At 62.6% G+C, this 24,330-nt stretch carries 26 protein-coding genes and 1 tRNA gene; 12 read left to right on the top strand and 15 right to left on the bottom strand.

Annotated elements, in window-relative coordinates; all coding sequences use genetic code 11:
* The first annotated feature begins 131 nt into the window (after window positions 1-131).
* A complete protein-coding gene (locus tag ACERI1_RS09035) occupies window positions 132-788 on the top strand; it encodes a trimeric intracellular cation channel family protein (protein ID WP_373617789.1) in 657 nt (218 codons plus the stop codon).
* A gap of 132 nt (window positions 789-920) precedes the next feature.
* Here ACERI1_RS09035 and ACERI1_RS09030 read toward each other — a convergent pair whose 3' ends face one another.
* Window positions 921-2,357: a hypothetical protein gene (locus ACERI1_RS09030; protein WP_373617788.1), complete on the bottom strand. Its 1,437-nt coding sequence runs from the start codon at window positions 2,355-2,357 to the stop codon at window positions 921-923.
* A complete protein-coding gene (locus ACERI1_RS09025; protein ID WP_373617787.1) occupies window positions 2,354-3,127 on the bottom strand; it encodes an ABC transporter ATP-binding protein in 774 nt (257 codons plus the stop codon). The genes ACERI1_RS09030 and ACERI1_RS09025 overlap by 4 nt, the downstream gene beginning before the upstream one ends.
* Before the next feature lie 241 nt (window positions 3,128-3,368).
* On the opposite strand from ACERI1_RS09025, the gene ACERI1_RS09020 reads away from it, so the two are divergent.
* The 3 genes from ACERI1_RS09020 (at window position 3,369) to ACERI1_RS09010 (ending at window position 5,708) form a co-directional block, all read left to right on the top strand.
* Entirely contained in the window at window positions 3,369-4,811 is a 1,443-nt protein-coding gene (locus ACERI1_RS09020; protein WP_373617786.1) for an NAD(P)H-hydrate dehydratase, read from the top strand.
* Window positions 4,804-5,325, top strand: coding sequence for a cyclic pyranopterin monophosphate synthase MoaC (moaC, locus tag ACERI1_RS09015; protein ID WP_373617785.1), 522 nt, complete (start codon window positions 4,804-4,806; stop codon window positions 5,323-5,325). Before ACERI1_RS09020 ends, moaC begins: the two co-directional genes overlap by 8 nt.
* Window positions 5,326-5,546: 221 nt before the next feature.
* Complete coding sequence (locus ACERI1_RS09010; protein WP_373617784.1) at window positions 5,547-5,708, top strand: HVO_A0556 family zinc finger protein; 162 nt, start codon at window positions 5,547-5,549, stop codon at window positions 5,706-5,708.
* 162 nt (window positions 5,709-5,870) lie between these two features.
* On the opposite strand, the gene ACERI1_RS09005 is transcribed toward ACERI1_RS09010, so the two are convergent.
* From ACERI1_RS09005 to ACERI1_RS08985, 5 genes are all read right to left on the bottom strand, one after another.
* Complete coding sequence (locus tag ACERI1_RS09005; protein WP_373617783.1) at window positions 5,871-6,614, bottom strand: beta-ketoacyl-ACP reductase; 744 nt, start codon at window positions 6,612-6,614, stop codon at window positions 5,871-5,873.
* Between the two features lie 228 nt (window positions 6,615-6,842).
* Window positions 6,843-8,438: a class III poly(R)-hydroxyalkanoic acid synthase subunit PhaC gene (gene phaC / locus ACERI1_RS09000; protein ID WP_373617782.1), complete on the bottom strand. Its 1,596-nt coding sequence runs from the start codon at window positions 8,436-8,438 to the stop codon at window positions 6,843-6,845.
* Window positions 8,435-8,983, bottom strand: coding sequence for a poly(R)-hydroxyalkanoic acid synthase subunit PhaE (locus ACERI1_RS08995; protein ID WP_373617781.1), 549 nt, complete (start codon window positions 8,981-8,983; stop codon window positions 8,435-8,437). Before ACERI1_RS08995 ends, phaC begins: the two co-directional genes overlap by 4 nt.
* Window positions 8,984-9,033: 50 nt before the next feature.
* Window positions 9,034-9,519: a hypothetical protein gene (locus ACERI1_RS08990; protein ID WP_373617780.1), complete on the bottom strand. Its 486-nt coding sequence runs from the start codon at window positions 9,517-9,519 to the stop codon at window positions 9,034-9,036.
* 2 nt (window positions 9,520-9,521) lie between these two features.
* Window positions 9,522-9,836, bottom strand: a complete 315-nt coding sequence (locus tag ACERI1_RS08985) for an AbrB/MazE/SpoVT family DNA-binding domain-containing protein (RefSeq protein ID WP_373617779.1) — start codon at window positions 9,834-9,836, stop codon at window positions 9,522-9,524.
* Window positions 9,837-10,103: 267 nt separating this feature from the next.
* Between ACERI1_RS08985 and ACERI1_RS08980 the strand changes: the two genes are divergently transcribed.
* The 3 genes from ACERI1_RS08980 (at window position 10,104) to cdd (ending at window position 12,695) form a co-directional block, all read left to right on the top strand.
* Complete coding sequence (locus ACERI1_RS08980; protein ID WP_373617777.1) at window positions 10,104-10,742, top strand: MaoC family dehydratase; 639 nt, start codon at window positions 10,104-10,106, stop codon at window positions 10,740-10,742.
* A gap of 134 nt (window positions 10,743-10,876) precedes the next feature.
* A complete protein-coding gene (locus ACERI1_RS08975; RefSeq protein WP_373617776.1) occupies window positions 10,877-12,262 on the top strand; it encodes a phosphomannomutase in 1,386 nt (461 codons plus the stop codon).
* A gap of 43 nt (window positions 12,263-12,305) precedes the next feature.
* Complete coding sequence (gene cdd, locus ACERI1_RS08970) at window positions 12,306-12,695, top strand: cytidine deaminase (protein WP_373617775.1); 390 nt, start codon at window positions 12,306-12,308, stop codon at window positions 12,693-12,695.
* 19 nt (window positions 12,696-12,714) lie between these two features.
* On the opposite strand, the gene ACERI1_RS08965 is transcribed toward cdd, so the two are convergent.
* Window positions 12,715-13,149 (bottom strand): DUF488 domain-containing protein, encoded by a 435-nt coding sequence (locus ACERI1_RS08965; protein WP_373617773.1) that lies wholly within the window; start codon window positions 13,147-13,149, stop codon window positions 12,715-12,717.
* Between the two features lie 59 nt (window positions 13,150-13,208).
* Between ACERI1_RS08965 and ACERI1_RS08960 the strand changes: the two genes are divergently transcribed.
* Complete coding sequence (locus tag ACERI1_RS08960; RefSeq protein ID WP_373617772.1) at window positions 13,209-14,030, top strand: nucleoside phosphorylase; 822 nt, start codon at window positions 13,209-13,211, stop codon at window positions 14,028-14,030.
* A 9-nt stretch (window positions 14,031-14,039) separates the two neighbouring features.
* Here ACERI1_RS08960 and ACERI1_RS08955 read toward each other — a convergent pair whose 3' ends face one another.
* From ACERI1_RS08955 to ACERI1_RS08940, 4 genes are all read right to left on the bottom strand, one after another.
* Window positions 14,040-14,807, bottom strand: a complete 768-nt coding sequence (locus ACERI1_RS08955; protein WP_373617771.1) for a mechanosensitive ion channel family protein — start codon at window positions 14,805-14,807, stop codon at window positions 14,040-14,042.
* A 1-nt stretch (window position 14,808) separates the two neighbouring features.
* On the bottom strand, window positions 14,809-15,621 hold the full coding sequence (gene dacZ, locus ACERI1_RS08950; RefSeq protein WP_373617770.1) for a diadenylate cyclase DacZ: 813 nt from the start codon (window positions 15,619-15,621) through the stop codon (window positions 14,809-14,811).
* 361 nt (window positions 15,622-15,982) lie between these two features.
* A tRNA-Leu gene (locus tag ACERI1_RS08945) sits at window positions 15,983-16,067 on the bottom strand.
* Between the two features lie 46 nt (window positions 16,068-16,113).
* On the bottom strand, window positions 16,114-16,287 hold the full coding sequence (locus ACERI1_RS08940; protein ID WP_373617769.1) for a hypothetical protein: 174 nt from the start codon (window positions 16,285-16,287) through the stop codon (window positions 16,114-16,116).
* A 229-nt stretch (window positions 16,288-16,516) separates the two neighbouring features.
* Between ACERI1_RS08940 and ACERI1_RS08935 the strand changes: the two genes are divergently transcribed.
* Window positions 16,517-16,825, top strand: a complete 309-nt coding sequence (locus ACERI1_RS08935; protein ID WP_373617768.1) for a transcription initiation factor IIB family protein — start codon at window positions 16,517-16,519, stop codon at window positions 16,823-16,825.
* Window positions 16,826-16,969: 144 nt separating this feature from the next.
* Here the strand turns inward: ACERI1_RS08935 and ACERI1_RS08930 are convergent, their stop codons facing one another.
* Window positions 16,970-17,437: a phosphopantetheine adenylyltransferase gene (locus tag ACERI1_RS08930; RefSeq protein ID WP_373617766.1), complete on the bottom strand. Its 468-nt coding sequence runs from the start codon at window positions 17,435-17,437 to the stop codon at window positions 16,970-16,972.
* A 150-nt stretch (window positions 17,438-17,587) separates the two neighbouring features.
* Here ACERI1_RS08930 and ACERI1_RS08925 point away from each other — a divergent pair, with 150 nt between their 5' ends.
* A complete protein-coding gene (locus ACERI1_RS08925; protein ID WP_373617765.1) occupies window positions 17,588-19,843 on the top strand; it encodes an NADP-dependent malic enzyme in 2,256 nt (751 codons plus the stop codon).
* A gap of 3 nt (window positions 19,844-19,846) precedes the next feature.
* On the top strand, window positions 19,847-21,280 hold the full coding sequence (locus ACERI1_RS08920) for a PQQ-binding-like beta-propeller repeat protein (RefSeq protein WP_373617764.1): 1,434 nt from the start codon (window positions 19,847-19,849) through the stop codon (window positions 21,278-21,280).
* A gap of 6 nt (window positions 21,281-21,286) precedes the next feature.
* On the opposite strand, the gene ACERI1_RS08915 is transcribed toward ACERI1_RS08920, so the two are convergent.
* On the bottom strand, window positions 21,287-22,216 hold the full coding sequence (locus ACERI1_RS08915; protein WP_373617763.1) for a hypothetical protein: 930 nt from the start codon (window positions 22,214-22,216) through the stop codon (window positions 21,287-21,289).
* A gap of 364 nt (window positions 22,217-22,580) precedes the next feature.
* Between ACERI1_RS08915 and ACERI1_RS08910 the strand changes: the two genes are divergently transcribed.
* Complete coding sequence (locus tag ACERI1_RS08910; protein WP_373617762.1) at window positions 22,581-22,952, top strand: 30S ribosomal protein S8e; 372 nt, start codon at window positions 22,581-22,583, stop codon at window positions 22,950-22,952.
* Window positions 22,953-23,198: 246 nt separating this feature from the next.
* Here ACERI1_RS08910 and ACERI1_RS08905 read toward each other — a convergent pair whose 3' ends face one another.
* A complete protein-coding gene (locus ACERI1_RS08905; RefSeq protein ID WP_373617761.1) occupies window positions 23,199-24,194 on the bottom strand; it encodes a PhoU domain-containing protein in 996 nt (331 codons plus the stop codon).
* Window positions 24,195-24,330: the final 136 nt, after the last annotated feature.

The raw sequence follows: 24,330 nt of genomic DNA, 5'->3' as shown, positions 1-24,330 counted from the left end.
CTATCGGTTCGCCGCGAGGGTCAGCCCGCTCTCGTTGTACGGGTCGTGCAGGTCTCGCATGGAGCGGTCCGTGGATCTGGAGAAACGTAGTCCCGGAGCACTCAAGAGACACGTTCTCGTAGGCACGGGCAATGGGTCAGCAACTCCTTGAAGTACTGTTTGGCGATCCATTTGCGGTGATGAACACGATCGGGTTGATCGCGTTCGCCCTCGTCGGCTCATCGAAGGCGATCCGCGAAGAGTTCGACGTGCTTGGCATTACGATCGTTGGGTTGGCAATGGCATTCGCAGGTGGGGCAACACGCGATATTCTCGTGACACGGGTTCCATTAGCACTTCAATCCCCGATCGAGATCAGTCTGGGACTGCTTGGTGTTGGGCTGGCGATCGCACTGAGCGTCGTCTTCACCGCTCCGGAGACGCATCCGATCACGCTTGTTTCGGACGCGATCGGGCTCGCTGCCTTTACGACAACTGGTGCGATCGTCGCAACTGAGGCAGGTGTCTCAGTGTTCGGTGTCGTCGTTATCGCAATGATCAACGCCGTCGGTGGTGGTGCGTTTGCAGATATTCTGCTCGACCGGTCCCCGTTCATCCTCTTCGAAGATTTCTATGCCAGTTGTGCAGTCCTTGGTGGGAGTACATACTGGCTCGTGGAAACGATCGGCGCAACTGGGAGTGCGGCTGCTGTAGCGTGTGCGGCAGTGACCGTTCTGACTCGGTTAGCTGCGGTCACTTACAACTGGAACCTCCCGACGGTACAGAATTTAGAACTCCTGAGAAATTGATTTGATCGCCGCTCGTGGGCGCCACTCCTCCTCTGTTTGTACCACTCCTCGTCTGGCAATTCGCCACCTGGATCTGTGATCGACATCGGCAGAAGACTTCTCTATCATCCTCGTAATGGCGGTATCACCCGCTCACTCCGCCCGATAGCGCACGTCCCAGCGTGGCCCGGCACGACTCGAGAGGACGGTCCCAACGACACCCATCACGACCCCACCGACGCCGAGCGCAACAGCGAGGTCGACGGACGGCGGGACGACCACGAAGCCAGCGACCAGCGTCGGCACGAGCGCGACGGCGACGCCGACGGTAAACGTCGCGAAGCGAACGGCGTCGAAAAGGAACTCGTTGGGGTCGAAGCCGGCGATGTAGACGGTCAGGCCGTAGTAGTACAGCGCGTAGCCAGCCAGCAGGATCGCACCGACGACGGCGTCGAGGGGTGTCGCGTCGAACCAGACGACGGCAGCGAGGTAGGGCACGGCGACCGTCGGCGCACCCACGAGGATAAAGGCGATCCGCTTCGCCCGGAAGACGTCCGCGATCGAGACGGGGTAGGCAAGATAGGCCTCGAGCGAGTCGAACTGGGTCAGCCAGTTGTAGGTCGTAAACGCCGAGAGCCCGAGGACGCCGCCGAAGAAGATCCCCGGCGCGGGCGCGATGCCGGTGATCGAGTCGACGACGCCGACGAGTGCAGCCACGAGCGCCAGCAGGATCGACGCCGAGACGAACGGCTTCCAGACGCCGCCCGACGAGCGCGCGAGATCGAGCAGCGACTTCGTGACCAGTGGCGCGTTCTCGAGGGGCAGTGCCTCGCTGAGTCGGGCGAAGCGATCGGTCGTGGTCCGTGAGGGACGACCGTACGTCGGATCGTAGGCTGCAAGCGAGACCGCTGCGACGACGACGGTGCCGACGGCTAGCCCGCTCGCGGCGATCGCGGAGCCGCGGACTGGTACGAGGACGGACTGGACGATGCCGAGTCCGCCAGCGGCCCAGGTGCCGACGACGGCGAAACCGATCAGCAGTCCGACCGCCCACGGCGGGACGCCACGAGTTCGGACGGCGATCAGCGCGACGGTCGTCGCCATCCCGACGGCGAAGACGAGACAGAGCGACAGCCAGAACTGTCCGACGACGACCGGCGTTGCAGCCGAAAGCTCAGTCAGGGCCGCGCTCGAAAGCGCCATCGGCAACACGAACGCAACACCGTAGAACAGCGCGTCCTTCAGGAGGAAGACACCGAGCAACCGCCGCCGCGAAAGTGGCAGCGTCGTCGACGACGAGAGCAGCAGGGACAGTCGTCCGAAGACGTTCTCGAGCATGTCCGATCCCGCGAAACCCGCGGTGCCGCTATAGAGCCCGAAGCCGACGGCCAGCGCGTGGAGGCCGCCGACGATCGGTCCGTGCGCGGTGCCGGTCTCGAGCAGCGCGACCGTCGCGCTCACCGCAAGGACGGCGATGACGACCGGAAAGAGCGCGAATCGCCAGCCCCCGAACAGCTGGGTGTGCATGCGCCACTCCTCGCGAAAGAGCACTGCGAGCAACTGTCGCGTCGAGAGTCCCGTCTCGCTCATGTATCTGTGTCCGTCCGGTCGATCTGGCCGAGACTCGGCATATCTCGCTCTGCCGTTCCCTCGACGCGCTCGAGGAAGACTTCGAGGAGCGATTCGTCATCGTCGCGCTTGCCCGCGAGCGCGCGTTCCGTGACGAGCCGACCGTCGGCGACGATGCCGACGCGGGAACAGATCTCCTCGGCGACGTCGATGTTGTGCGTCGAGACGAAGACGGCGTTGTCGCCGGCAGCATAGGAGACGAGAAAGCGCTTGACCTGCTCTTGGACGAGCGGGTCGAGGTTCGCCAGCGGCTCGTCGATGAAGACCACGTCCGGCTCGTGAATGAACGCCTGTGTGATCATCACCTTCTGTTGTTGCCCGCGAGAGAGATCGGTATGCAGCGTATCGAGCTTGCTCTCGAATCCCAGCCGCTCGGCCCACGCCGCCGTCCCCTCGGCAACCCGGTCGGCCGAAAGCTCGCGCACCTCACCGACGAACTCGAGATACTCACGCGGCGTCAGAAAGCTCGGCGGCGAGCCCTGCTCCGGCAGGATACCGACCTGCCGGCGCGTTGCGAGTGGCTCTGTCGTCGGATCGGTCTCGAGGACGCGGACCGTTCCCCCATCCGGTTGGATCTGTCCGGTCAGCGTTCGGATCGTCGTCGTCTTCCCCGCCCCGTTCGGGCCGAGAAAGCCGTATAGCTCCCCACGCTCGACGGTGAACGTCATCCCGGCGACTGCCTCGACGGACCCGTAGGACTTCCGGAGTCCGTTGACGCGAATTGCACCCATTGAACGCCGAACCATTCACAAGAGCTGATAATAACGGTGCTGGTCGCGGAACCCAGTCCCCCTCGAGTCATACGGTCTGCTATCACTGGGTACCGGCGCACCCGCAGGACGGGTCGCGGGTGTGCCGGCACTGACTGAGAGGAGTCCGTATCACGCAACGCTCGATAGACGATAGGAGACAGCCGCCGAACGGGCTGTCCCGTCCGCAATCTTCAACGGTCGGCCGGTCGAACCCTCGTGTATGATTACAGGCGAGCGAATGGCCGCCGTCGACGCGAACGCTGCGGCGCTAGGCGTGCTGCGAAAGCAATTAATGGAGTCGAGCGGGCACGCAATTGCCCGGGAGATAAAAACGGTCGCCGATCCGGGCGCTCGAGTCGTCGTCGTCGCTGGTCGTGGGAACAACGGCGGAGACGCGTTCGTCGCCGTCCGGTTCCTCGACGCGTACGATGTCACGACGCTGTTGCTTGGTCGCGCCGACCTGATCGGCACCGACATCGCTCGCGAGAACTGGGACGCACTCCAGCAGGCCGACTACGACATCCGCGAGGTGCCCGACTCGAGCGCCCTCGCAGCCGACTCCCCCGCCCTCGACGAAGCGGACGTAATCGTCGATGCGATGCTCGGTACGGGAATCAGCGGCGACCTCCGGGAGCCGGCGGCGACTGCGGCGGCGGCGATCAATACAGCCGACGCGACCGTCGTTTCGGTCGATGTCCCGTCCGGGTTCGACGCCGACGGGGGCGACCACGCGTCTAACGGCGTCGAGGCCGACCGTGTCGTTACCTTCCACGATACGAAACCGGGGCTCGACGACCTCGACGCCGAGATTACCGTCGCTGATATCGGGATCCCAGCTACCGCAGAACGGTTCGCTGGCCCCGGCGATGTCGCTCTCGCCCGGCCCCGGAATCGCGACGGTCGCGTCTTCGTCATCGGCGGCGGCCCGTACACCGGCGCGCCGGCACTCGCCGCACAGGCGGCGCTGCGAGGCGGCGTCGAACTTTCGTTCGTCGCTGCGCCCGACTCCGTCGCCGGCGAGATCCAGAGCTACGCCGAGGACCTCATCGTCCAGCCCTACGGACGCGACCGACTCTCGCCCGATCAGGCCGACGACCTCGTCGAGACGGCCGAACGCCACGACGACATCGTCGTCCTCGGCCCCGGTCTCGGGACAGCAGACGAGACACTCGAGGCGACGCGCCAGTTCCTCGAATCGTACACAGGGCCGGCGGTCGTCGACGCCGACGCGCTGTCGGTCGTCCCAGAGGTCGACACTGCGGCGACGCTCGTCTGTACACCCAATCGCCGGGAACTCGCTCGGATGGGCGGGCCGGACACCGACTCCCTTCGTGACGCAGCCGACGAGATCGAGGCCTTCGCGGCCGACCTGGGTCACGTCGTCCTCGCGAAGGGCGTCGACGACGTAATAACCGACGGCGAGCGTACCCGGATCTGCCGAGCAGGGACGCCCGGAATGAAAGTTGGCGGCACCGGTGACCTTCTAGCTGGAATCGTCGCAGCGCTGCTCGAGGAGGCCGACCCGCTCGAGGCCGCGACGGCTGGCGCGTACGTCAACGGCGTTGCCGGCGAGCGCCTCGCTGTCAGCGATGCACTGGGCGTGCTCGCCTCCGAGATGCTCGACGAGATTCCCGCGGCGCTGTGGCGTGAGGCAGATGAGTGAGAACGACGACGCGGCAGACTCGAGCGGCGACGACCACACAGCTGACGACCTCACCCACACCACCGACGAGGGCGACGTGCAGATGGTCGACGTCGGCGACAAACCCGACAGCGAGCGTCGCGCGGTCGCGGCTGGCGAGATTCGGCTTCAGCCGTCGACGATCGAAGCTATCCGCGCGGATCAGGTGGGCAAGGGCGACGTGCTCGCGACCGCCCGCATCGGCGCGATCCAGGCTGTCAAGCACACGTGGGAGACGATCCCGATGTGCCATCAGATCCCCATCACGAACGTCGACACCGACTTCTCGCTTACCGAAGACCGAATCGACCTTCGGGTTGCCGTCGAGACCACTGGGAAGACGGGTTGTGAGATGGAGGCCCTCGAGGGTGTCACGACCGGTCTCAACGTCGTCTGGGATATGGTCAAAGCCGTCGAGAAAGATGAAGACGGGCAGTATCCGGATACCAGGATCGAAAACGTGCGGGTGCTTGCGAAAGAGAAACAGCGAGCGTAGCAGGGGAGACGATACTGCAGCCGTCGCTCGTGCCTGTGGCCTGCCTCATACCGTACAGCTGCACACCGCTGTGTGGGTAGCGTCGAAACGGGCTGCGTGACAGCCGCCGTCGACTTCGCTACCGGCTATCTGTGTGTACTATCCAAACCCACGAGAAGTATGTCTGTTACCCACTATCAGTAAAAGGATTTACAATAGTCTCCTGATTTGAAACCAATGAGATGCAACTAACGGACGACGCTGTCGGCTCTCCGGTGCTCGAGGCTCTCGAAGGAAACACTTGCGCGTTCTGTGAGAACGGTATCCTTCTGCAGGACAGCTACAAGGGAAACCAGGCGGTGATCTGTGACAGCTGTCACACGCCGAGCGCACAGGTGTGGTAAGCCACCGATTCGACTTCGTTTGCAGACGCTCCGTACCGGTTGGCCGGTTCGAGACATGAACCGTGTTTCCGCTCGCGACGGCGTTCGAACACCGAAAGAGACCACACCCAGTCGATCAGAGCAGCAGAGACGATTCGAGACTGCGTGACACTCGAGTCCGTCCTACAGGTCCATCCCGCCGTTGACGTCGATCACTTCTCCCGTCACGTACGACGAGTCCTCACTCGCGAGGAACCGGACCACAGCGGCGATGTCCTCGACTTCTGCCAGCCGCTCGAGCGGAATCTCCGCGATGATCCGATCGAGCACGTGGTCCGGAACGCTCGTGACCATGTCTGTGGCAGTGAAACCGGGTGCGACACAGTTGGCCGTCGACCCGCCCTGAGCGAACTCGAGGGCGATCGTCCGGGTAAATCCGAACATCCCGCTTTTCGCGGCGGCGTAGTTGGCCTGTCCGAAGTTCCCCTGTTTGCCGACGACACTCGAGATGTTGATCAGCCGACCCTCTTCGGCGTTCCAGATGTCGTCGTAGAACACCTGAGTACAGTTGAACATCCCACCGAGGTTGACGTCCATCACGCGGTCCCACTCCTCACGAGACATTTCGGTGAACTGCTTGTCGGCGGTGATGCCAGCATTGTTCACCAGCACGTCACACTGACCGAAGGCCTCGTGACAGACCTCGCGCATGTGCTCGACAGCCGCGCGGTCGGAGACGTCGGCCTGGGCCGCGACGGCCGAGCCGCCCGCCGATTCGATGGCGTCGACGGCCTCGTGTGCGTCCTCTTCCGACGATCGGTAGTTGATGACAACGTTCGCCCCCTCTTCACCGAGATACTCTGCGATACCGCGACCGATACCCCGCGCCGAGCCTGTGATCACACAGGTGCGACCATCCATAGACATAGTTCACATGTTCAATCTCGGATGATAAATAATGACGTGTTATTAGTCAGTTGTCTGAGAGTGATAACAGTATTACGACGAGGCGGTGGACGCACTTGCGTGTGCCTCAGATTCCGATGGTAGATCGACAGACTACCGTCGCTGGTTCGGTCGAATCGGTATCGGATACGAAGCGAGAATTTGCTTGAGCCGCCGTTGCTTGACGGCTCCTGTGACCGTAGTCGCTACCTATTGTTCTTGAGCCTGTTCGACCCAGTCCTCGATCCGGCTGGGAGCGATGCCCGTCTCGGCGGCGAGGTCAGCGACATCCGCCTCCGCGAGTTGGTCGAACGTATCGATACCGGCTTCGGAGAGGTCCTCGGCGTACGCCTGGCCGACACCGGTCAGCTCCGTGAAATCGTCAGGTTCGGACTCGAGTTCCTCGTCCGTAACTTCCTCGACGACGTCCTCGTCGACGTTCATTTCGCCGGGTTCTGCGGGTTCTTCCTGCACGTCCGCTTCGCCGCGCTCGACGATCTCCTCGTCCGACCGGTCCTCACCGTGGAGTTCGCTCGTCTCTGCGTCAAGATCTGTCTCCGTATCGGGACTCGTCACGGAGTCGAGGTCCGTCTGGGCACCGCTATCAGAACTCGTCTCGACGCTCGAGCCACCGTTGGTAAGATCCACTGTTCCCGACTCGTCGCCCGCGACGCCCTCGGCTTCGGATGCTGTTATTTCCGGCTCAGCGTGTTCCTCCGTGCCGTTCGAACGCGCTTCGAACCAGTCACAGACCTGCGGCCAAAGCTCCTCGTGGCTCCGCGAGGAGACGGACATGCCGATGTGTCCCGTCGCGAACTCGAGGATCTCGGTATCCTCGGACGGGATCTTCTCGTTGAACGGTTTGGAAGCTCCTGGCGGGATGAGGTGGTCGTACTCGGCAACGATTTGGAGGACGGGCATGTCGATGTTGGTGATGTCGACGTGCTCGCCGCCGAGCTCGAGTTCGTTGTTGTAGAGTTTGTTCTCCTGGTAGATGTCGCTGATGAACTCCTCGTAGGCGACGCCGGCGACGTCGATCCCCTCGTCGAGCCAGCGTTCCATTCGGGCGAAGTTCTCGACGAAGTCCTCGTCCTCGACGTTGTCGTAGAATCGGACGTACTTCGTCACGTTGTTCGCGACGGGGTCCATCAGTGCGAAGCCGATATCCAAGAACTCCGCTGGGACGTTGTCGAACGTCTCGGTGACTCGCTCGGGATCGTAGTAGTCCTCGGCACCCCAGAGTTCGAGGACGCCACCGTCGCCGGCGAAACAGAGGCCAGCAGCCATCAGGGAGAGGTTCTTGACCTTTTCGGGGTGCAACGCGGCGTACATCGCCGACATCGTCCCGCCCATACAGTAGCCGAGAATGTTGATCGCGTCCTCGCCGGAGCGCTCGCGGACGACGTCGGTACAGTTGTCGATGTATCGGTTGACGTAATCGTCGAGCGAGAGCTGTCGATCCAGTTTGGATGGCTCGCCCCAGTCGATCAGGTAGACGTCGAAACCGGCCTCGAGCAGCGTCTGAACCACAGAGCGGTCGGGCTGGAGATCGAGGATGTACGGCTTGTTGATCAGGGCGTAGACGACGAGAATCGGAATGTCGTGTTGCTCCTCGGTCTTCGGCTCGTAGTGGAGGAGGCGGAGTTTGTTCTCCTCGTAGACGACCTCGCTTGGCGTCTGGCCGACCTCGACATTCTCGAGTGTCTCGGTACGCTCGGGGGCGACCTGGCTCTTCTCGGCTAAGTCGGCAGTCGCCTCCCAGGCCTGTCGCTGCATTTCCAGCGCGGTTGCGTACGGGTTCTTCATTGCTCGTTGTCGAGGTGCTCGAGGACGCGGTCGAGTTTCTCCTCGACGGCGTGCTGACGGCGCTCGAGTTCGACGAGGCGGTCGCCGATCTCGACGACGTCGTCCTCGGTCGCAAAGCCGAGCGACCGGAGCGTCTCCTGAGAGGCCTCGTCGGCCTGTTGCTGAAGTTCGAGGACGTCTCCGACGGTCTCGCCGGTCATCTTCGCGAAGGCGGTCGTCGACATGACGTCTTTGAACGCCTCGTTGGCCGTGTTGAGCCAGATGTCGCGGAACTCCTCGACGTCGACGTCTTCGCCCTCGAGCTGGTCGTTCATGCGCTCGACCATCTGCTGGGAGGCGTTCATCCACGTCTCGTAGGCGCGGGCATAGCCCTCGACGCCGTCGGACAGTTCGGTGTCCTCGCTGACCTCACCGACGGTTTCCGACCAACTCTCGACGAATTGTGCCTGGGCTTCCATGTTGTCCTCGAGCGCCTCGAGGAACTGTTCGTTCCACTGTTCGACGAACGCGTTCCAGTTCTGTGTCTGGGGCTGTGAATCTGTCATTGTGATAAAATTGGGGATCGACTACCAAAAGGCTAGGCCCGGTCGACGGTCTACGCCGAGGCGTCGAACTCGTCGGTGGCCGCTTCGACGTTCTCTGCGACGGCGCTCATGTTCTCTTCGATCTGCTCGTGGGCCTCGAGGGCCGCATCGAACGACGTGTCGACGACCTCGGTGTAGCTCTGGGCGAATTCCTCGTAGGCGACTTCCGACTCCTCGAGGGCCTCGAGCATCGCGTCGATCGACTGCGCCTGGGCCTCGGTGGCCGAGTCGACGCTTTCGTCGACGAGTTCGCGGAGTTCGTCGAAGTCGGCTGCCTCCTCGGGCATCGAGGCCTCGAGGGCGTCGAAGTAGGCGTGGACGGCGCCCTTGGTCAGTTCGGCGTTGGATTCGACCATCGAGCTCGACGTTTCGATGGCGTCGGCAAAGACGCTGATCGACGTCTGCTGTGCATCGAGGGCATCGTGGGTGAACGACTGGCTCTGTTCAAGTGCGGTGCGCTGGGCATCGAAGACTGCGGTGAATGGGTTCTGTGTCATGGTTAATCCTCTCGGTTGCGTTTGACTGGGACGACGATGGTCTGGACGATATCTCCCTCTTCGATGTCGAGGGCTTCCCGTTCGGGACCGGGAATGCTGATCCGACCGCCGCTCTGGACACGGGCTTTGAACGTCGCCGTGCCCATGTTCATCGGTCCGAAGGCCGACGTGTTCTCGAGCGGGTTTGCCGACGTGGCCTGCAGCAACTGTTTCATCATCTCCTGCTGGGATTCAGCGACCTGCTCGCCTGCTTCCTGCATCTGCTCGGTGAACATCGCAGGCGGGAACCAGAGCGATCGGTCGGAGTCGTCCGTCATCACCTGTTGGTTGGGTCGCATACACAATAAGGCTTTCCACTAGATACCATCTAATGGCAAGAGATGGTTACTATGGCCCATCAGATTCATTTCGTCCCTGTGAAAGACAGCGCTCGCGGTGGATAAGTGGATCTAACATCCCCACCCTGTAAGCAGAGACTTCCAGGAAGAGCGCCTCTAAGTGCCTGTTACTGTGATTTTCCGTCAACAAATGAGACTTGCAACAGCCAAAGAAGTCATATAGCCGCCACACTTAGCCGTCTATAGATGTCCCATCAGAACGCGGGCGAGGATAACCTTGCGGCGATGACCGACGCGTGGTCGGCGATGACGCGAGGATTCCTTCGAACGGCGACCGCGGCGAATCGTGCTGCTGTCTCTGCAATGTTGCCCTCGACCGAGGAGAGCAACGGCGCAGAGGTAGAGCGAATTGCGCCGTCGATTCCGTCGATCGACTACTCCGATTTAGACTGGCAGTTCGACCGGACTGTCGACGATTCGGACCACATCAGCGTCGGTGACACCGTCACCTTCGAGAAGGCGCTCACCGACGAGGATATCCGGGCGTTCGCCGCCGTCAGCGGCGACACGAACCGGCTCCACCTCGACGACGAGTTCGCGTCTGAGACACGATTTGGCGAACGCATCGTCCACGGCACGCTCGTTTCCGGGCTCATCAGCGCTGCCCTCGCGCGGCTTCCCGGACTCACGATCTACCTCTCGCAGGACCTCGAGTTCAGCGGCCCCGTCGGCATCGGCGACCGCGTCTCCGCGCGCGTCGAAGTCGTCGAGAGCCTCGGGAACGACCAGTACCGACTCGAGACGCTCGTCCGAGACGAAGACGACGACACGACCGTGATCAACGGCGAGGCCGTCGTCCTGATCGACGATCTGCCCGCCGAATAAGAAATTCATCCCGGTCGAACTGACGAAATCGCTCGCTGCGTATCACAGCCGTTTTTGTCGGCTCATGACAGCCGCAATCGGCGAAACAGGGATGTTGCAACGCGGCTAAGTAGTTCCTCGCGGAACGAACGCACATGACGCTTTTTGGGACTGCAGGGATTCGCGGCCCGGTCGAGGACGTCTCACCCTCGCTTGCGCTCGCTGTTGGCCAGGCCGCCGGTGAGCCCGGCGAAACGTTCGTCGTCGGTCGCGACGGTCGAGAAACGGGCCCAGCGCTCGCGGCGGCGATGGAAGCCGGCCTCGAGAGTGCCGGCGCCGACGTCCGCCGACTCGGACAGGTACCGACGCCCGCGCTCGCTTTTGCCTCGCGTGGCCGACATGGCGTGATGGTCACCGCCAGTCACAACCCGCCCGCTGACAACGGCATCAAACTCTTCGTCGACGGCGTCGAGTACGACAGCGACGCAGAACAGGTGATCGACGACCGCGTCGCCAGCGACGAGTCCCGTCTCGCCCGCTGGGAAAAATGGGGCGACTCGGAGCGCCTTTCGGTGCTCGAGCGCTATCGCGATGCCGTCGTCGACTACGTCCGCAACCGGTTCGGCGGCACCGATGGGACGAATGGGGACCGACCGCTGTCGGGGCTGCGGATAGCCGTCGACTGCGGGAACGGCGTCGGCGCGCTCGCGACGCCACAGGTCCTCGAACGCCTTGGTGCGACGGTCGTCGCGATCAACGCATCCGTCGACGGCCACTTCCCTGGTCGCGAGAGCAAGCCCACGCCGGAGACGCTTACCGAATTTACCGAGTTCCTCGCAGACGGTGACTTCGACCTCGGACTGGCCCACGACGGCGACGCCGACCGCCTCGTCGTTCTCGGCCCCGACGGCGACGTAATCCACGAGGATACGATCCTCGCCGTCGTCGCGGCCCACTACACAGCTGATAGCGACGCTGGCGATTCCGTCGTCGTCACGACGCCCAACGCCTCGGCGCGTATCGACGAGCGGGTCCGGGCAGCTGGTGGCCGAGTCGAACGCGTCCAGCTGGGTGCCCTCCACGAAGGAGTGGCCAGAGAGCGCGAGCAGGGGACGGACGACACCGAAATCGTCTTCGCCGCCGAACCCTGGAAACACATTCACACCGCGTTCGGCGGCTGGATCGACGGCGTCGTCGGCGCTGCCGTCGTCGCCGCGCTCGTCGCCGATGCGGGCGACACGGCAACGCTCCGCGAACCTGTCACCGAACGTCCCTACCGGAAAGTCAGTGCCGACTGTCCCGACACGGTCAAAACCGACGCGATGGCCGCCCTCGAGACGGCCCTCCCCGACGCGTTCCCGGATGCGGCGGTCGACACGGAGTACGGCATCCGTCTCGAGTTCGACGACGCCTCGTGGCTGCTCGTCCGACCCAGCGGCACGGAGCCGTACATCCGCCTGTATGCTGAGAGCGACGCCGTCGACGACCTCGTTTCCGAGGCACGGTCGGTCATCGAGACGGCGATCGAACGGAGTCAGTAGGGAGTCGATATCCTTTGGTGGCCACTGGTCGAACCCATCGTCTATGGATGACCTGATCGAGGCCGCTCGCGACGTCCAAGACCGCGCGCACGTCCCCTACTCCGAGTACCGGGTCGGTGCCGCCCTCGAGACCGAAGACGGCGACGTTTTCGTCGGCTGCAACCTCGAGAACGCCAACTTCAGCAACAGCCTTCACGCCGAGGAGGTCGCGATCGCCGAAGCAGTCAAGCAGGGCCATCGGGAGTTCGCACGACTTGCGGTGAGTTCGGATCGCCGCGATGGTGTCACCCCCTGTGGGATGTGTCGCCAGACGCTCACCGAGTTCTGTGACGACGACCTGGAGGTGCTCTGTGACGACGGCGAGGGCGATGTGACCGAGTACACGCTCGGCGAACTGCTGCCGAATACGATCACACAGGAGACACTCGAGTAACAGGGATCGAGAAGAACGATTACGGGATCGTTTCCTCAAGTCGCTCTCTGAGAATCGTCCGGTGACACCGCTTTTTCTCAGTGTTTTCATAGCAAACCAGCGCCAGCGATTCGCCCGATTCTAGCCGGTCTTCGAGCTCCGAAAGCGCCGCTTTCGCGTCGCTCGATCTCTCGAGATACTCCCGGTATGCCTTACCGAACCCGACCTGATCCCACGCGGCGTTGTGGGCACCTTCCTCACAGAGGCCCTGTATCTTCATATCCTCCTCGGCGTTGTGAAACGCCTCGAGCAAGTCCGTTGGCGGGCCAAGCTCGGGCTGGTTCTCGTCGACGGCTGCGTGAAACCAGCCGGTCGGTCGCCGAACGACGCCGACGCGGGTCGTGTCTGGTGGTAGCTCGACCAAATCGTGCTGGATGGCGGCGACGTACGTGTCTGTGAGAGGTTCCCGTGACATATTATGACTCTACTGGCCCTGCAGTTATATACGGTGACGCATCGAACCGCCGCTGTTCAATGGCTCGCGACAGCGAAGATCCGAACGCCGACGTCCAGTATCATCTCGAGGTCGGCTCCGACGACGTGGCAGACACTGTTCTGTTGCCAGGCAATCCCGAACGACTCGAGAAAATCGTCACGCTCTGGGACGACCACGAGATTCGGGCCCACCACCGCGAGTATCGGACGGCGACAGGGGTCTACGAGGAAACACCGATTTCGGTCACTTCGACTGGCATCGGCAGTCCCTCTGCTGCGATCGCCGTCGAGGAACTGGCACGCGTCGGCGTCGAGACGTTCATCCGGGTCGGCTCGTGTGGGGCGATCCAGCCGGAGATGGCCGTCGGCGATCTGGTGATCACGACCGGTGCGGTCCGTCAGGAAGGAACCAGCGACGAGTACGTCCGCGAGGACTACCCGGCGACTGCGGATTACGAGGTCGTTTCCGCGCTGGTCGCCGCCGCCGAACGGCTCGGCTACGATTACCACACCGGTGTCACGATGAGCGCGGATTCGTTCTACGCCGGGCAGGGCCGGCCCGGCTTCGATGGCTTCGAGGCTGCCGGTGCCGACGAGCTGGTCGACGACCTCAAAGCGGCGAACGTCAAAAACATCGAGATGGAAGCCAGCGCCATCCTCACGCTCGCGAACCTCTATGGCCTTCGTGCAGGGGCGATCTGTACCGTCTACGCCAACCGCGAAACCGGCGAGTTCAGAACCGAAGGAGAGGCTCGAGCTGCCGAAACTGCCACGCTTGCGACCTATCTCTTAGCGAAGATGGACGTCGTCAAGCGCGAGGCCGGCGTCGACCGCTGGCACGCCGGCCTCTCGCTCGAGTAGTTCCGATCCTCACTCCCGAATACGGACGATCCCGTCCTCGAAGACCTTGCGATTCGGAACGATATACTCCTCGGAGTCGTCTTCGATCTTGGTGACGAACAGATCGACTTCCTGGACGATCCCGCGCTGGTCGCCGATTCGGACCCGGTCACCGATTCCGTAGGGCTGGTTGAGCAGCAGGTAGATGCCGGCTGCGCTCGAGGCGAGGAAATCCTTGAAGGCAACGGTGCCGACGATGACGACGCCGACGGCATAGACTGTCAGCAAGATCAGCAAGGCGAGGACGTGGACGCCGATCTGGCCCAGTGCGATGATGAAAGCGACGTACAGCACGGAGTATTTGACCAGTTTCGGAATGATCGATACTTCAGGGAGTTTGACGCCTCGGAGATACTCGCTGACGACCAGTTCGGACTTGTCCGCGACGACGAACCCCACGATGAGTACGAGGACGGCGATAAACAGCTGTGGGACGAATTCCGTGATCCGGAGCCAGAAGGCGTCTGTATCCAGTAGTCTGGCGATGTGAATCGCGGTCAGCACCGCAATCCCATAGATGAACCAGGAACTCAGCCTGGCGACGATCTCGACCGTCGAGGTGCCAAGCGACTGGGCGGTCCGCTCGAACGGCGTTCCCTCGACAGCGTCCGGGACGCCCGATGCCGAGAGCAACTCCTCGTTGAGCCGACCGACGAGATAACCGACGACGAGCCCGAGTGCCAGCACTGCTGCCGCGATGACGGCTGGCTCATTGAGCAACGACTGCCACGCTACCATATCAGTACGCCTCCGGGTCGACCTCCAGGATGAGTTCACCGCCCTTGAACGCTCGGACGAGCCCGTCGCTCTCCGAGAGGACGATCGCGATCGCGTTCGTATCCCGCGTGATCGCGCCGCCGGCCATGTGGCGTGCACCCAGTCCCTTCGGAATGTCGACACCCTCCGCGGAGGGCTCTAAGTAGCGATACGCCGAGACGATCTTGCCTGCATCCGAGATGACGAACGCGCCGTCGAGCCGCGAGAACTCCTTTAGCATGACGTTGACGATCGGATCGCCGACGTGGACGTGGGACTTCTCGAAGGGGTTGTACGACAGCGGTCGGGACTTGTTCATCACCTTGCCCGCGTCGCCAACGACGAACAGCGCGCCCACGGGTTTGCCCTTCTGCCCTTTCTGTCCCAGCTCGATTGCCAGCTCGAGGACCGCCTTGACCACCTCGGGTTCGGCGCGGGATTTCGAAAAGAGATCGTAGATTCCCGTGTGGGTTTCTGCATCCGCACGGACGCGAGAGATCGTATCGATCCCATCGCTGAAGACGCTCGTCGCGCAGAGGAGCTCGTCGCCGTCCTCGATCACGTCCTGTTCTAGGGCCCCCTCGAGCCCGAATCGGATCCGCTCGGTGATTTCCTCGAACTCGAGCGGTAACTCGACGAACGTCTCTGCGCCGACGGCGTTTTCGGTGCCGACGACGATCACGTTCAGGTCCTCGACGGCTGCGACCTGTTCGTAGTAGGAGCCGCTCGGCGAAAAGAGGGCCACGGCATCCACACTCGCAAAGAGATCCCCGAACACGTCGTCTAACCCGGCCATTGATACTACAACTCGTTCCTGCGCGAATAAGCGTTATGGGCTGTCTGACGCACGTCTTTCGATTATCACTCACAGCGACCGAATTCACTCGTCTGTCGGGCCCCAATCGGGCCCCATCCTATCAGTTGTCGATCACAGTTGGTTGTCCGATCTTTGGGGCTGCTGTCACGCTGTCTCGATGGGTCTGCACGCGATCACAGATGCGCCGGCACCCACTGACAGGCGTCCGTCTGACCGGGCTCGAGCAATGTCGCGGGACCGGATTCGAACCACGTGAAGACGTGCTCACTACGTTGCGCGCGTCTTCCCTAATTCGAATCCGCTGACCGCAGTCTCCGATCACGGAGTTGTTCGCGGAGAATGCGCGGGACCGGATTCGAACCGGCGGACCCCTACGGGACAGCGTCCTAAGCGCTGCGCCGTTGGCCTAGCTTGGCTACCCGCGCTCGTCTTCGCCTTTTGCAGAATCGAGTAAGTACCTGTCGGTCCGCGTTAGCAACGGGTCACCGATTCCTCCGGCGACCAGTCCGGTGGCACGATATAGGTCACGTGCTCGGAATCCCGCAACTGATGCAACTCAGCGGCCTCTTCGGCGAGTGCGCGATCCCGATAGGGCATCTCGAGACCGCAGCCAGTACAGACGAGTTTACAGGTGGGCTCTTTCATGGGGGCGTCGTGGATCGCCACCGACCGCCGGCGTCTGGCTCCAGTTCGGTCGACAGCTGGTTTAGTAGTTGTCTCCTAGTGAAACCAACAGTGAACGGCCAGATTACCGATCCATTCGTAGCAGACTGTTGTGCGTCGTAGCGTCGTATTGGAGCGACCTGAACTCGTAGTAGCCAGCGAGTTCGGGTCGAACCACACGTTTATGCTGTCCGCTCCGTATCTACGACGTATGCACAGCGCGCGCGACCGAATCGAGTACGAACCGTGGCTCGAGGAACTCGAGGCCGTCGCCGACCGGCTGGAGCTGTCGACAGAGGCGCGGTCGTGTGCGACCGATCTCTTCCTCGCCGACGTTCCCGACTCCGATCGATCGAAGCGAGCGGTACTGGCAGCAAGCGTGTATGCTGGTTCGCTCGTCGCCGGTGACGGTCGCACACAGGGTGCAGTCGCCGACGCCGCGGACGTCTCTCGACTGTCGATTCAGTCCCGCTGGAAGGAGCTGCTCGAGTCGGCGGGGCTCGAGCCACCGCGCTGGTGACACCCACAAACGACTGTTGCACCTGACGTAATGAGAGGCCTCTTCGATGTAAGTATAGGCTACGAAGACAATTCGACCGGCGAACCGAGCACCGCTCGAACCGGCGCGATGGGGTCGACCCAGCCGATCGGGAAGACGGCCACGTCAATTGGTGTCGCGAACGGACCCGTGTTCGTCGATCTCGCCGTTGACGATCCGGGTACTCGAGATGATGTCGCCGTCGTCGGCGAGCACGTGTGGAACGACGACCACCTCGAGGGGGTCGTGGCCGCGCTCGCGGCGGATCTCGTTGATCCGTGCGCCGCCCTCGCGGGTTTCCGGAGAGACGACGAGATAGTCGAACTGTGCTTCCGTTGCGATCCCCGTCGGCGACTCGAGTTTGCGAATCTCGAACTCGCGGTCGTACTCGGTCGCGATCGACTCGAGTTCGGTCGCGAGTCGCTCTTTTCGCTCGTCGTGCGACCGGACCTGTCGGTCGCTGTCTCGTGTCTTCGGCGCGAGTTCGTCGCTGGTCAACCCGACCGTCACGTCTCCGAGTTCGAATGCCCGTTCGAACAGTCGTCGATGACCGTCGTGAACGGGGTCGAAGGTCCCACCAAGCGCGACGTCCATATCCCACGTCACTCTCGCGGCCCGTATAAAACGGTCGAATTGCTGTGTTTTCTCACTCACACACTCGTCTCCCGATTCCCACCCTGGGTTCGACGATTGTCGATTGTCCCCTTCGCATTGTTTTTAGTAGTCCCCCACAGTGTCCCCAATATGGGATTAGACGAGGACGCACTGGAGTATCACCGGGAAGACCCCCCAGGCAAGATCGAGATATCGACGACGAAACCGACGAATACGCAGCGTGACCTCGCGCTTGCGTACTCGCCGGGCGTCGCTGCGCCGTGTCTCGAGATCGACGAGGACGAAACTGACGCCTACAGTTACACGGCGAAGGGCAACCTCGTCGGCGTCGTCTCGAACGGGTCGGCCGTGCTCGGCCTCGGCGACATCGGCGCACAGGCATCCAAGCCCGTCATGGAAGGGAAAGGCGTCCTGTTCAAGCGGTTTGCTGATATCGACGTCTTCGACATCGAACTCGACGACTCCGACCCCGACAAACTGGTCGAGGCCGTCAAGATGATGGAGCCGACCTTCGGCGGCATCAATCTCGAGGACATCAAAGCCCCCGAGTGTTTCACCGTCGAGGAGCGACTGCGAGAGGAGATCGACATTCCGGTCTTCCACGACGACCAACACGGCACCGCGATCATCTCCGGCGCAGCACTGCTCAACGCCGCCGACATCGCGGATAAGAGCCTCGACGAACTTGAGGTCACGTTCTCGGGCGCGGGCGCGAGTGCGATCGCGACCGCCCGTTTCTACGTCTCGCTTGGCGTCCAGAAAGAGAACATCACGATGTGTGATTCGACGGGGATCATCACCGAAGAACGCGCCAAGGCAGGTGACGTCAACGAGTACAAACAGCAGTTCGCCCGTGACGTCCCCGAAGGCAGTCTCGCGGACGCGATGGCCGGTGCGGACGTCTTCGTCGGCCTCTCGGCCGGCGGCATCGTCACCCAGGAGATGGTCGCGTCGATGGCCGACAACCCGATCGTCTTCGCGATGGCCAACCCCGACCCCGAAATCGGCTACGAGGACGCCAAGGCGGCCCGTGACGACAACGTCATCATGGCCACCGGGCGCTCTGACTACCCCAACCAGGTCAACAACGTGCTCGGGTTCCCCTTCATTTTCCGTGGCGCACTCGACGTCCGCGCCACCGAGATCAACGAGAAAATGAAAGTCGCCTGCGCCGAAGCGCTTGCTGAACTCGCGCGCCAGGATGTGCCCGACGCCGTCGTCAAAGCCTACGGTGACGAGCCACTGCAGTACGGCCCCGACTACATCATCCCCAAGCCCGTCGACCCGCGCGTGCTCTTCCGCGTCGCGCCGGCGATCGCCGAGGCCGCGATGGAATCCGGTGCCGCCCGCACCGAACTCGATCTCGAGGAGTACGAGGAAGAACTCGAGGCCCGCCTCGGCAAGTCGCGCGAGATGATGCGCGTCGTCCTCAACAAGGCCAAGAGCGATCCCAAGACGATCGCGCTCGCAGAGGGCGAAAACGAGAAGATGATTCGGGCGGCCTACCAGATCCAGGAACAGGGAATCGCCCTGCCGATTCTCATCGGCGACGAAGACGAGATCAGGGGAACGGCTGCGAATCTCGGACTCGACTACGATCCGCAGGTCGCCGATCCATCCGTCGGCGACTACGAGGAGTACGCCGACAGACTCCACGAACTCCGCGCGCGGAAGGGAATCACGCGGAGCGAGGCCGGCGAACTCATCGAACGCGACTCGAACTACTTCGGTAGCGTCATGGTCGAACAGGGCGACGCTGATGCCTTGCTGTCCGGGCTCTCCCATCACTACCCGTCGGCGCTTCGCCCACCGTTGCAGGTGATCGGCACCGCTGACGACGTCGACTACGCCGCGGGCGTCTATATGCTGACGTTCAAAAACCGCGTGATCTTCATCGCCGACGCGACGGTCAATCAGGCTCCAGACGAAGACGTGCTCGCCGAGGTCACCAAACAGACCGGGAAACTGGCCCGCCGGTTCAACGTCGAACCCCGCGCGGCCCTGCTCTCGTACTCGAACTTCGGCAGCGTCGACAACGAGGGGACGCGCAAGCCGCGTAAGGCCGCGGCCATGCTCCAGGACGATCCCGAGGTCGACTTCCCCGTCGACGGCGAGATGCAGGCCGACACCGCCGTCGTCGAGGACATCCTCGAGGGCACCTACGGCTTCTCCGAACTCGAAGAGCCCGCGAACGTGCTCGTCTTCCCGAACCTCGAGTCGGGGAACATCGGCTACAAGCTGCTCCAGCGACTCGGCGGTGCGGATGCGATCGGCCCGATGCTGGTTGGCATGGACGAGCCGGTCCACGTCCTCCAGCGCGGCGACGAAGTCAAGGACATCGTGAACCTGGCAGGCGTTGCGGTCGTCGACGCACAGAAAGACTAACCTGTGAGCGAGAAAGTCGCTGACCGTCAGGACGCAACGTCCGATCGGAAGGACGAGACAGCCGACGGTCCGCGGCTCTCTAGACGGCAGCTTCTCTGTACCGCCGGCACTGCTGGCACCGTGGGTCTTGCCGGCTGTTCCGACCGAGCGTATCGCTCGAGACCCGAGTGTTCGCCCATCACTGCCGCGATGAATACGGACGGATACGTCCCGCTTCCGGCGGACGACGACATCTCGATGTTTCGCCGTGGCCTACGCCGGTACGGCTACTATCCCGACGAAACCGTGCCCTCGTCCGTGCGCGTCGACTGGTCGATGCCGGTCAACCGCATCGGCCACACCGCGGCCAAGTCGACGCCGCGACCGACGCCCGACGGCGAGACGATCCTTATCGCCGGCGACACCGGGACGATCCACGCCGTCAGGCCGACCGGTGAGACCCGCTGGACGCTCGAGACGGGTGCTGGTCGCAGCCTCGGCTTTCATGCCACGCCGGCGATCGTCGGCGACACCGCCTACATCGGCGGCTACGACGGGGAGCTTTACGCCGTCGATATCCCCTCTGGCGAACTGATCTGGCAGACCCGACTGCGCGAGTTCGGCGGCGCGATCGCGATCGGCTCGAGTCCCGCCTACGTCGACGGGAACCTCTACCTCGTTGCCGAGTACAAGAACCCCGCCAAGGGTGCACTGTGGGAGGTCGACGCCGAAACCGGGACTCCGACCTGGAGCGACGACCGTATCTGGGGGATGCCCCATCCCTCGCCGGCGATCGACTGCGAGGCCGGCAAGCTCGTCACCGGCTCGAACGACGGCGTCGTCTACTGCTGGGAGTTTCCCTCTCTCGAGTTCGCCTGGTCGTTCCAGGCCGGCGGCGAGGGCGGCCCCGATGGCAAATCGATGGCCAGCGGTCGCTTCACCCTCGGGGCACAGATCAAGGGCACGACCCCGGTCTACGACGGCGCGGCGTTCGTCGGCTCCTGGGACGGGCGCTTTTATCGACTCGATCTTGAAGATGGCAGCGAGGAGTGGTCGGTCGACACCGGCGAGGTCATCATGTCGAATCCGGCGATCGACCCCGATCAGGGCATCGTCTACGTCGGCGGCGACGACCGTCGCGTTCGTGCACTCGATGCTGCGACCGGCGACGAACGTTGGTCGGCGTACGTCGGCGGCCACGTCATCGGCTCGATCACGGCGACCGCCGACACGATCCTCGTCGGCTCGTACGATAGATACCTGTATGCACTCGACAGAGCGACTGGTGAACGCCGCTGGCGGATCCGAAACCGCGGCCACGTGACCAGCGGCGCGATTCCCCACGACGGTCGGCTCTACTATGCCGAGCGCGGCGTCTTCGAGAATTACTACAACGAAGACGAGGAAACCGTGCTCGAGAAGCCCGGCCGCGCCTACTGTTTGGTTCCCGATGAGTGAGGTCGTCTACCAAGAATAGCCCTTGAATTGCTTGAAGTTCTCGATGGTGACCGCAATCGCGTCCCGACCCGGTAGGTCACGAACTGCGTACGCGGTCGGATAGCGACCGGCTCTGGCGTACGTGTCAGGCTGTGCGATCGCTCGCCGATCGGTTCCGGAATGCTCGCGAAGATACGCCCGAGTGAGCATCGGCTCGACGAACGTCAGCTCTGCAGTCCCGTCGCCGTCCGGGTCGGTCGCTCCCCAGATAAGCGTGTTCGTGAACGTCCCACCGTTCATCTCGGGGACGGTGGGATCGACCAGGTGTTCGCCCATATCGGTGATGACCCGTTCGTCGACGGTCGGATTTCGAGCGTATCCTTCGGGAACGTATCTGGCCAGGAGGTCGTAGGTCGGCGCAGCCGGTCCAGTGATCGCGTCGACGGTCTCGGTTGGCAGCATGTGAAAGTGGACGTCGAAGTGCGGCACCGTCCAGACGCCGTCCGGCGGATGGCCACCCGGGTTCCAGTTCAGCCCGAGAAACGTAACCGGTGTCGCGTCCGTCTCCGGGAACGGAACGAAGAATTCCAGAGACCATTTGTGGTGGATGTTCGTCGACTCGCCGTTCGGGCCGTATTTGTCCGTGTACTCGTCCTCGCCGGTGGTCGCGAGTGCATCGGTCGACGGGAGCCCCTCGAGTGCGGCTCGTTCCATCAAGAGACCATGATATTTCGGGATCCCTGACGGCGTGACGGTCGTAAACGGCGTCGCCTCCCCGTTTCCGAGGCTGACGGACCGTCCCCACACGGTGCTGTCGGTCGGCGGGAATCCCTCGTCCGTGTCCGCAGTTGTCAGGCCACCTAGTCCAATGGCCGCGCCAGTCGCAGCGACAGTTCTAATAAACCGACGTCTTCCGGTGTGGAATCGACCGCCGTCTCGGGTGTATTTCGATGTCATTGGTGGCAGAGGGAGTTATAATGCCGATCTCTCTCGAGCCTATACGATACGGAGCCAGTAGGTAACCCACATCGTACTCACCGAAGACCTGACCCTGCCGTCGGCGGATCAGGTATCGCGGAGCGGCTGTCTGATGGAACGCTGCTGTATCCCTGTCCTACTGTGCTTCTCGACCGCTTCGAACCCTGTCGCTCGAGGGATCGTTACTTTCCTACCACCCGCGAAACCGAGGGTTTCGCGTGCTGGTGAAATGGCGCCACCGTTGCGAACCACGTTGTGCCGTACCAACGGGGCAGTAGCGTCCGAATCGCATGCGGAGTTTCGTAGCAGTGCATTCAAGTAGACGCCAAGATTTTGATCTGGTATGCAAGATCAGGGACGCTCTACGCGCAAGCGAACCGGCGGTCGACTGAAGAACGTTCGAAAGCGCCGCAAAGACGAACTCGGTCGGCTGCCGACCGAAACGCAGGTCGGCGAGCCACGGTTCCGCACCGTCGACGTTCGCGGCAACGACACGAAGACGCGTGCGCTCGCGACGGACGTCGCAAGCGTCAACAAAGGCGATGAGACGGTCTCCGCGGAGATCGAAGACGTCGTCGAGAACGACGCCAACCCGAACTACATCCGCCGAAACATCATCACGAAGGGTGCCGTCATCGAGACCTCCGAAGGACAGGCACGTGTCACGTCCCGTCCCGGTCAGACTGGTCAGGTCAACGCCGTCCTCGTCGAATAACGCCGTTCCGTCGACTCGCACTGTTTTCCGATGCTGCAGCGAGGTGCCAAGAGCTAGCTCTCTTCGCTGACCGGGTGTCAACAGTACTCGATCCGTGTAGCCGTGTTCTCAGCGACGGTCGACACGTTCCGGTGGCTCGAGAGCACTCGCACTCGAGTCGATACCCTCGTGCAGTCGCTCTGGTGGCGATCTCCCAAGTCGGACCGATACTGAACGGAGAATGGAGGCGAGAGACGGCGGTGGTGGTCAGGGTCGCGGTGCGGCCTTCTGGAGTGCCGTCTCGGCGATGTTGCCGCCGTAGTCGGCGCTTCGAGACAGCGAGTCGACGATCAGTCCCAGCGACTGGGCCTGTGCCGGCTCGAGATCGCGGAGTTTGTCGTCGATTCTGCGGGTGTGTTCGTCGATATCGACGACGGCCGCGAGGGCGTCGTGGCCGAGTCGGTTGGCCTCGTCGGCGTCTTCGGCGAACAGCGCGTCCATCGACTGTTCGCAGACGCTCTCGGTTTCGGCGTGGAGGCCGTGAATCGCGTCGGCGACATCTGCCGGGAGGTCGTCGAGTTTGAGCGCGATATCGCTGATCTTGACGGCGTGGTCGGCGATCCGCTCGAGTTGGCGGGCACTCGAGTGGAAGTCAAAACAATCCTCGCGCGAGACACCCAGTTCCTCGACGGCCCGTGGCGAACGAAGCGTCGCGCGAAAGATCCGCGAGACGACGAGCCAGAGCCGGTCGACGTCGTCGTCGCGCTCGATCACGTCACGGGCGATGTCGTCGTCGTTCTCGACGAGCGCCCGGACGGCGTCTTCGAGCATCGACTGAGCGATCAGCCGCATCCGAGTGACCGCATTGACGATCGAGAGTTCGGCAGAATCGAGCAAGTCCTGAATCACGACGCTGTCGTTGGTCTCTTTGAGCACTTCGACGCCGACGAGGCGCTGGGTCGCGTCGCGAATCGCGCTGCGCTGGTCGGTCGTGATCCGGCCCGCCTCGAGCGAGATGACGTCGAAGCCGCTGACGTACATCGTCATCACGGCCCGCATCAGCTGTTCGTCCTCGAGTCCGGAGACGTCGAGCGACCCCTCCTGTCGTCGTGTTTCTCGCTCGGGAGTCAAGAGCAGTTCGTCGCCTTCAGGATAGAACTCGACTGTCGTCCCACTGCTGACGTCGTTCTCGGTCGCCCACGTTTTCGGCAGCGAAACGGTATACGTCGACCCACCAGTCATCTGGACCTTTCGCGTCTCCATACGCGGCGCTTTCTACTACAACAATATAAATCCACCAGACTATAGAGCGGTGTGGTGGTGGCGAGACGGTCGATAGAGTAATCATACGTGCTGTTTTCGACCGGTTTGGGATGGTATCACTCTATCGATAACGATT

The sequence above is a fragment of the Natrinema sp. HArc-T2 genome, from assembly GCF_041821085.1.
GTDB lineage: Archaea > Halobacteriota > Halobacteria > Halobacteriales > Natrialbaceae > Natrinema.
Note: the sequence above shows the minus strand (reverse complement) of the source record. Positions and strands in the feature narration are given on the sequence as shown.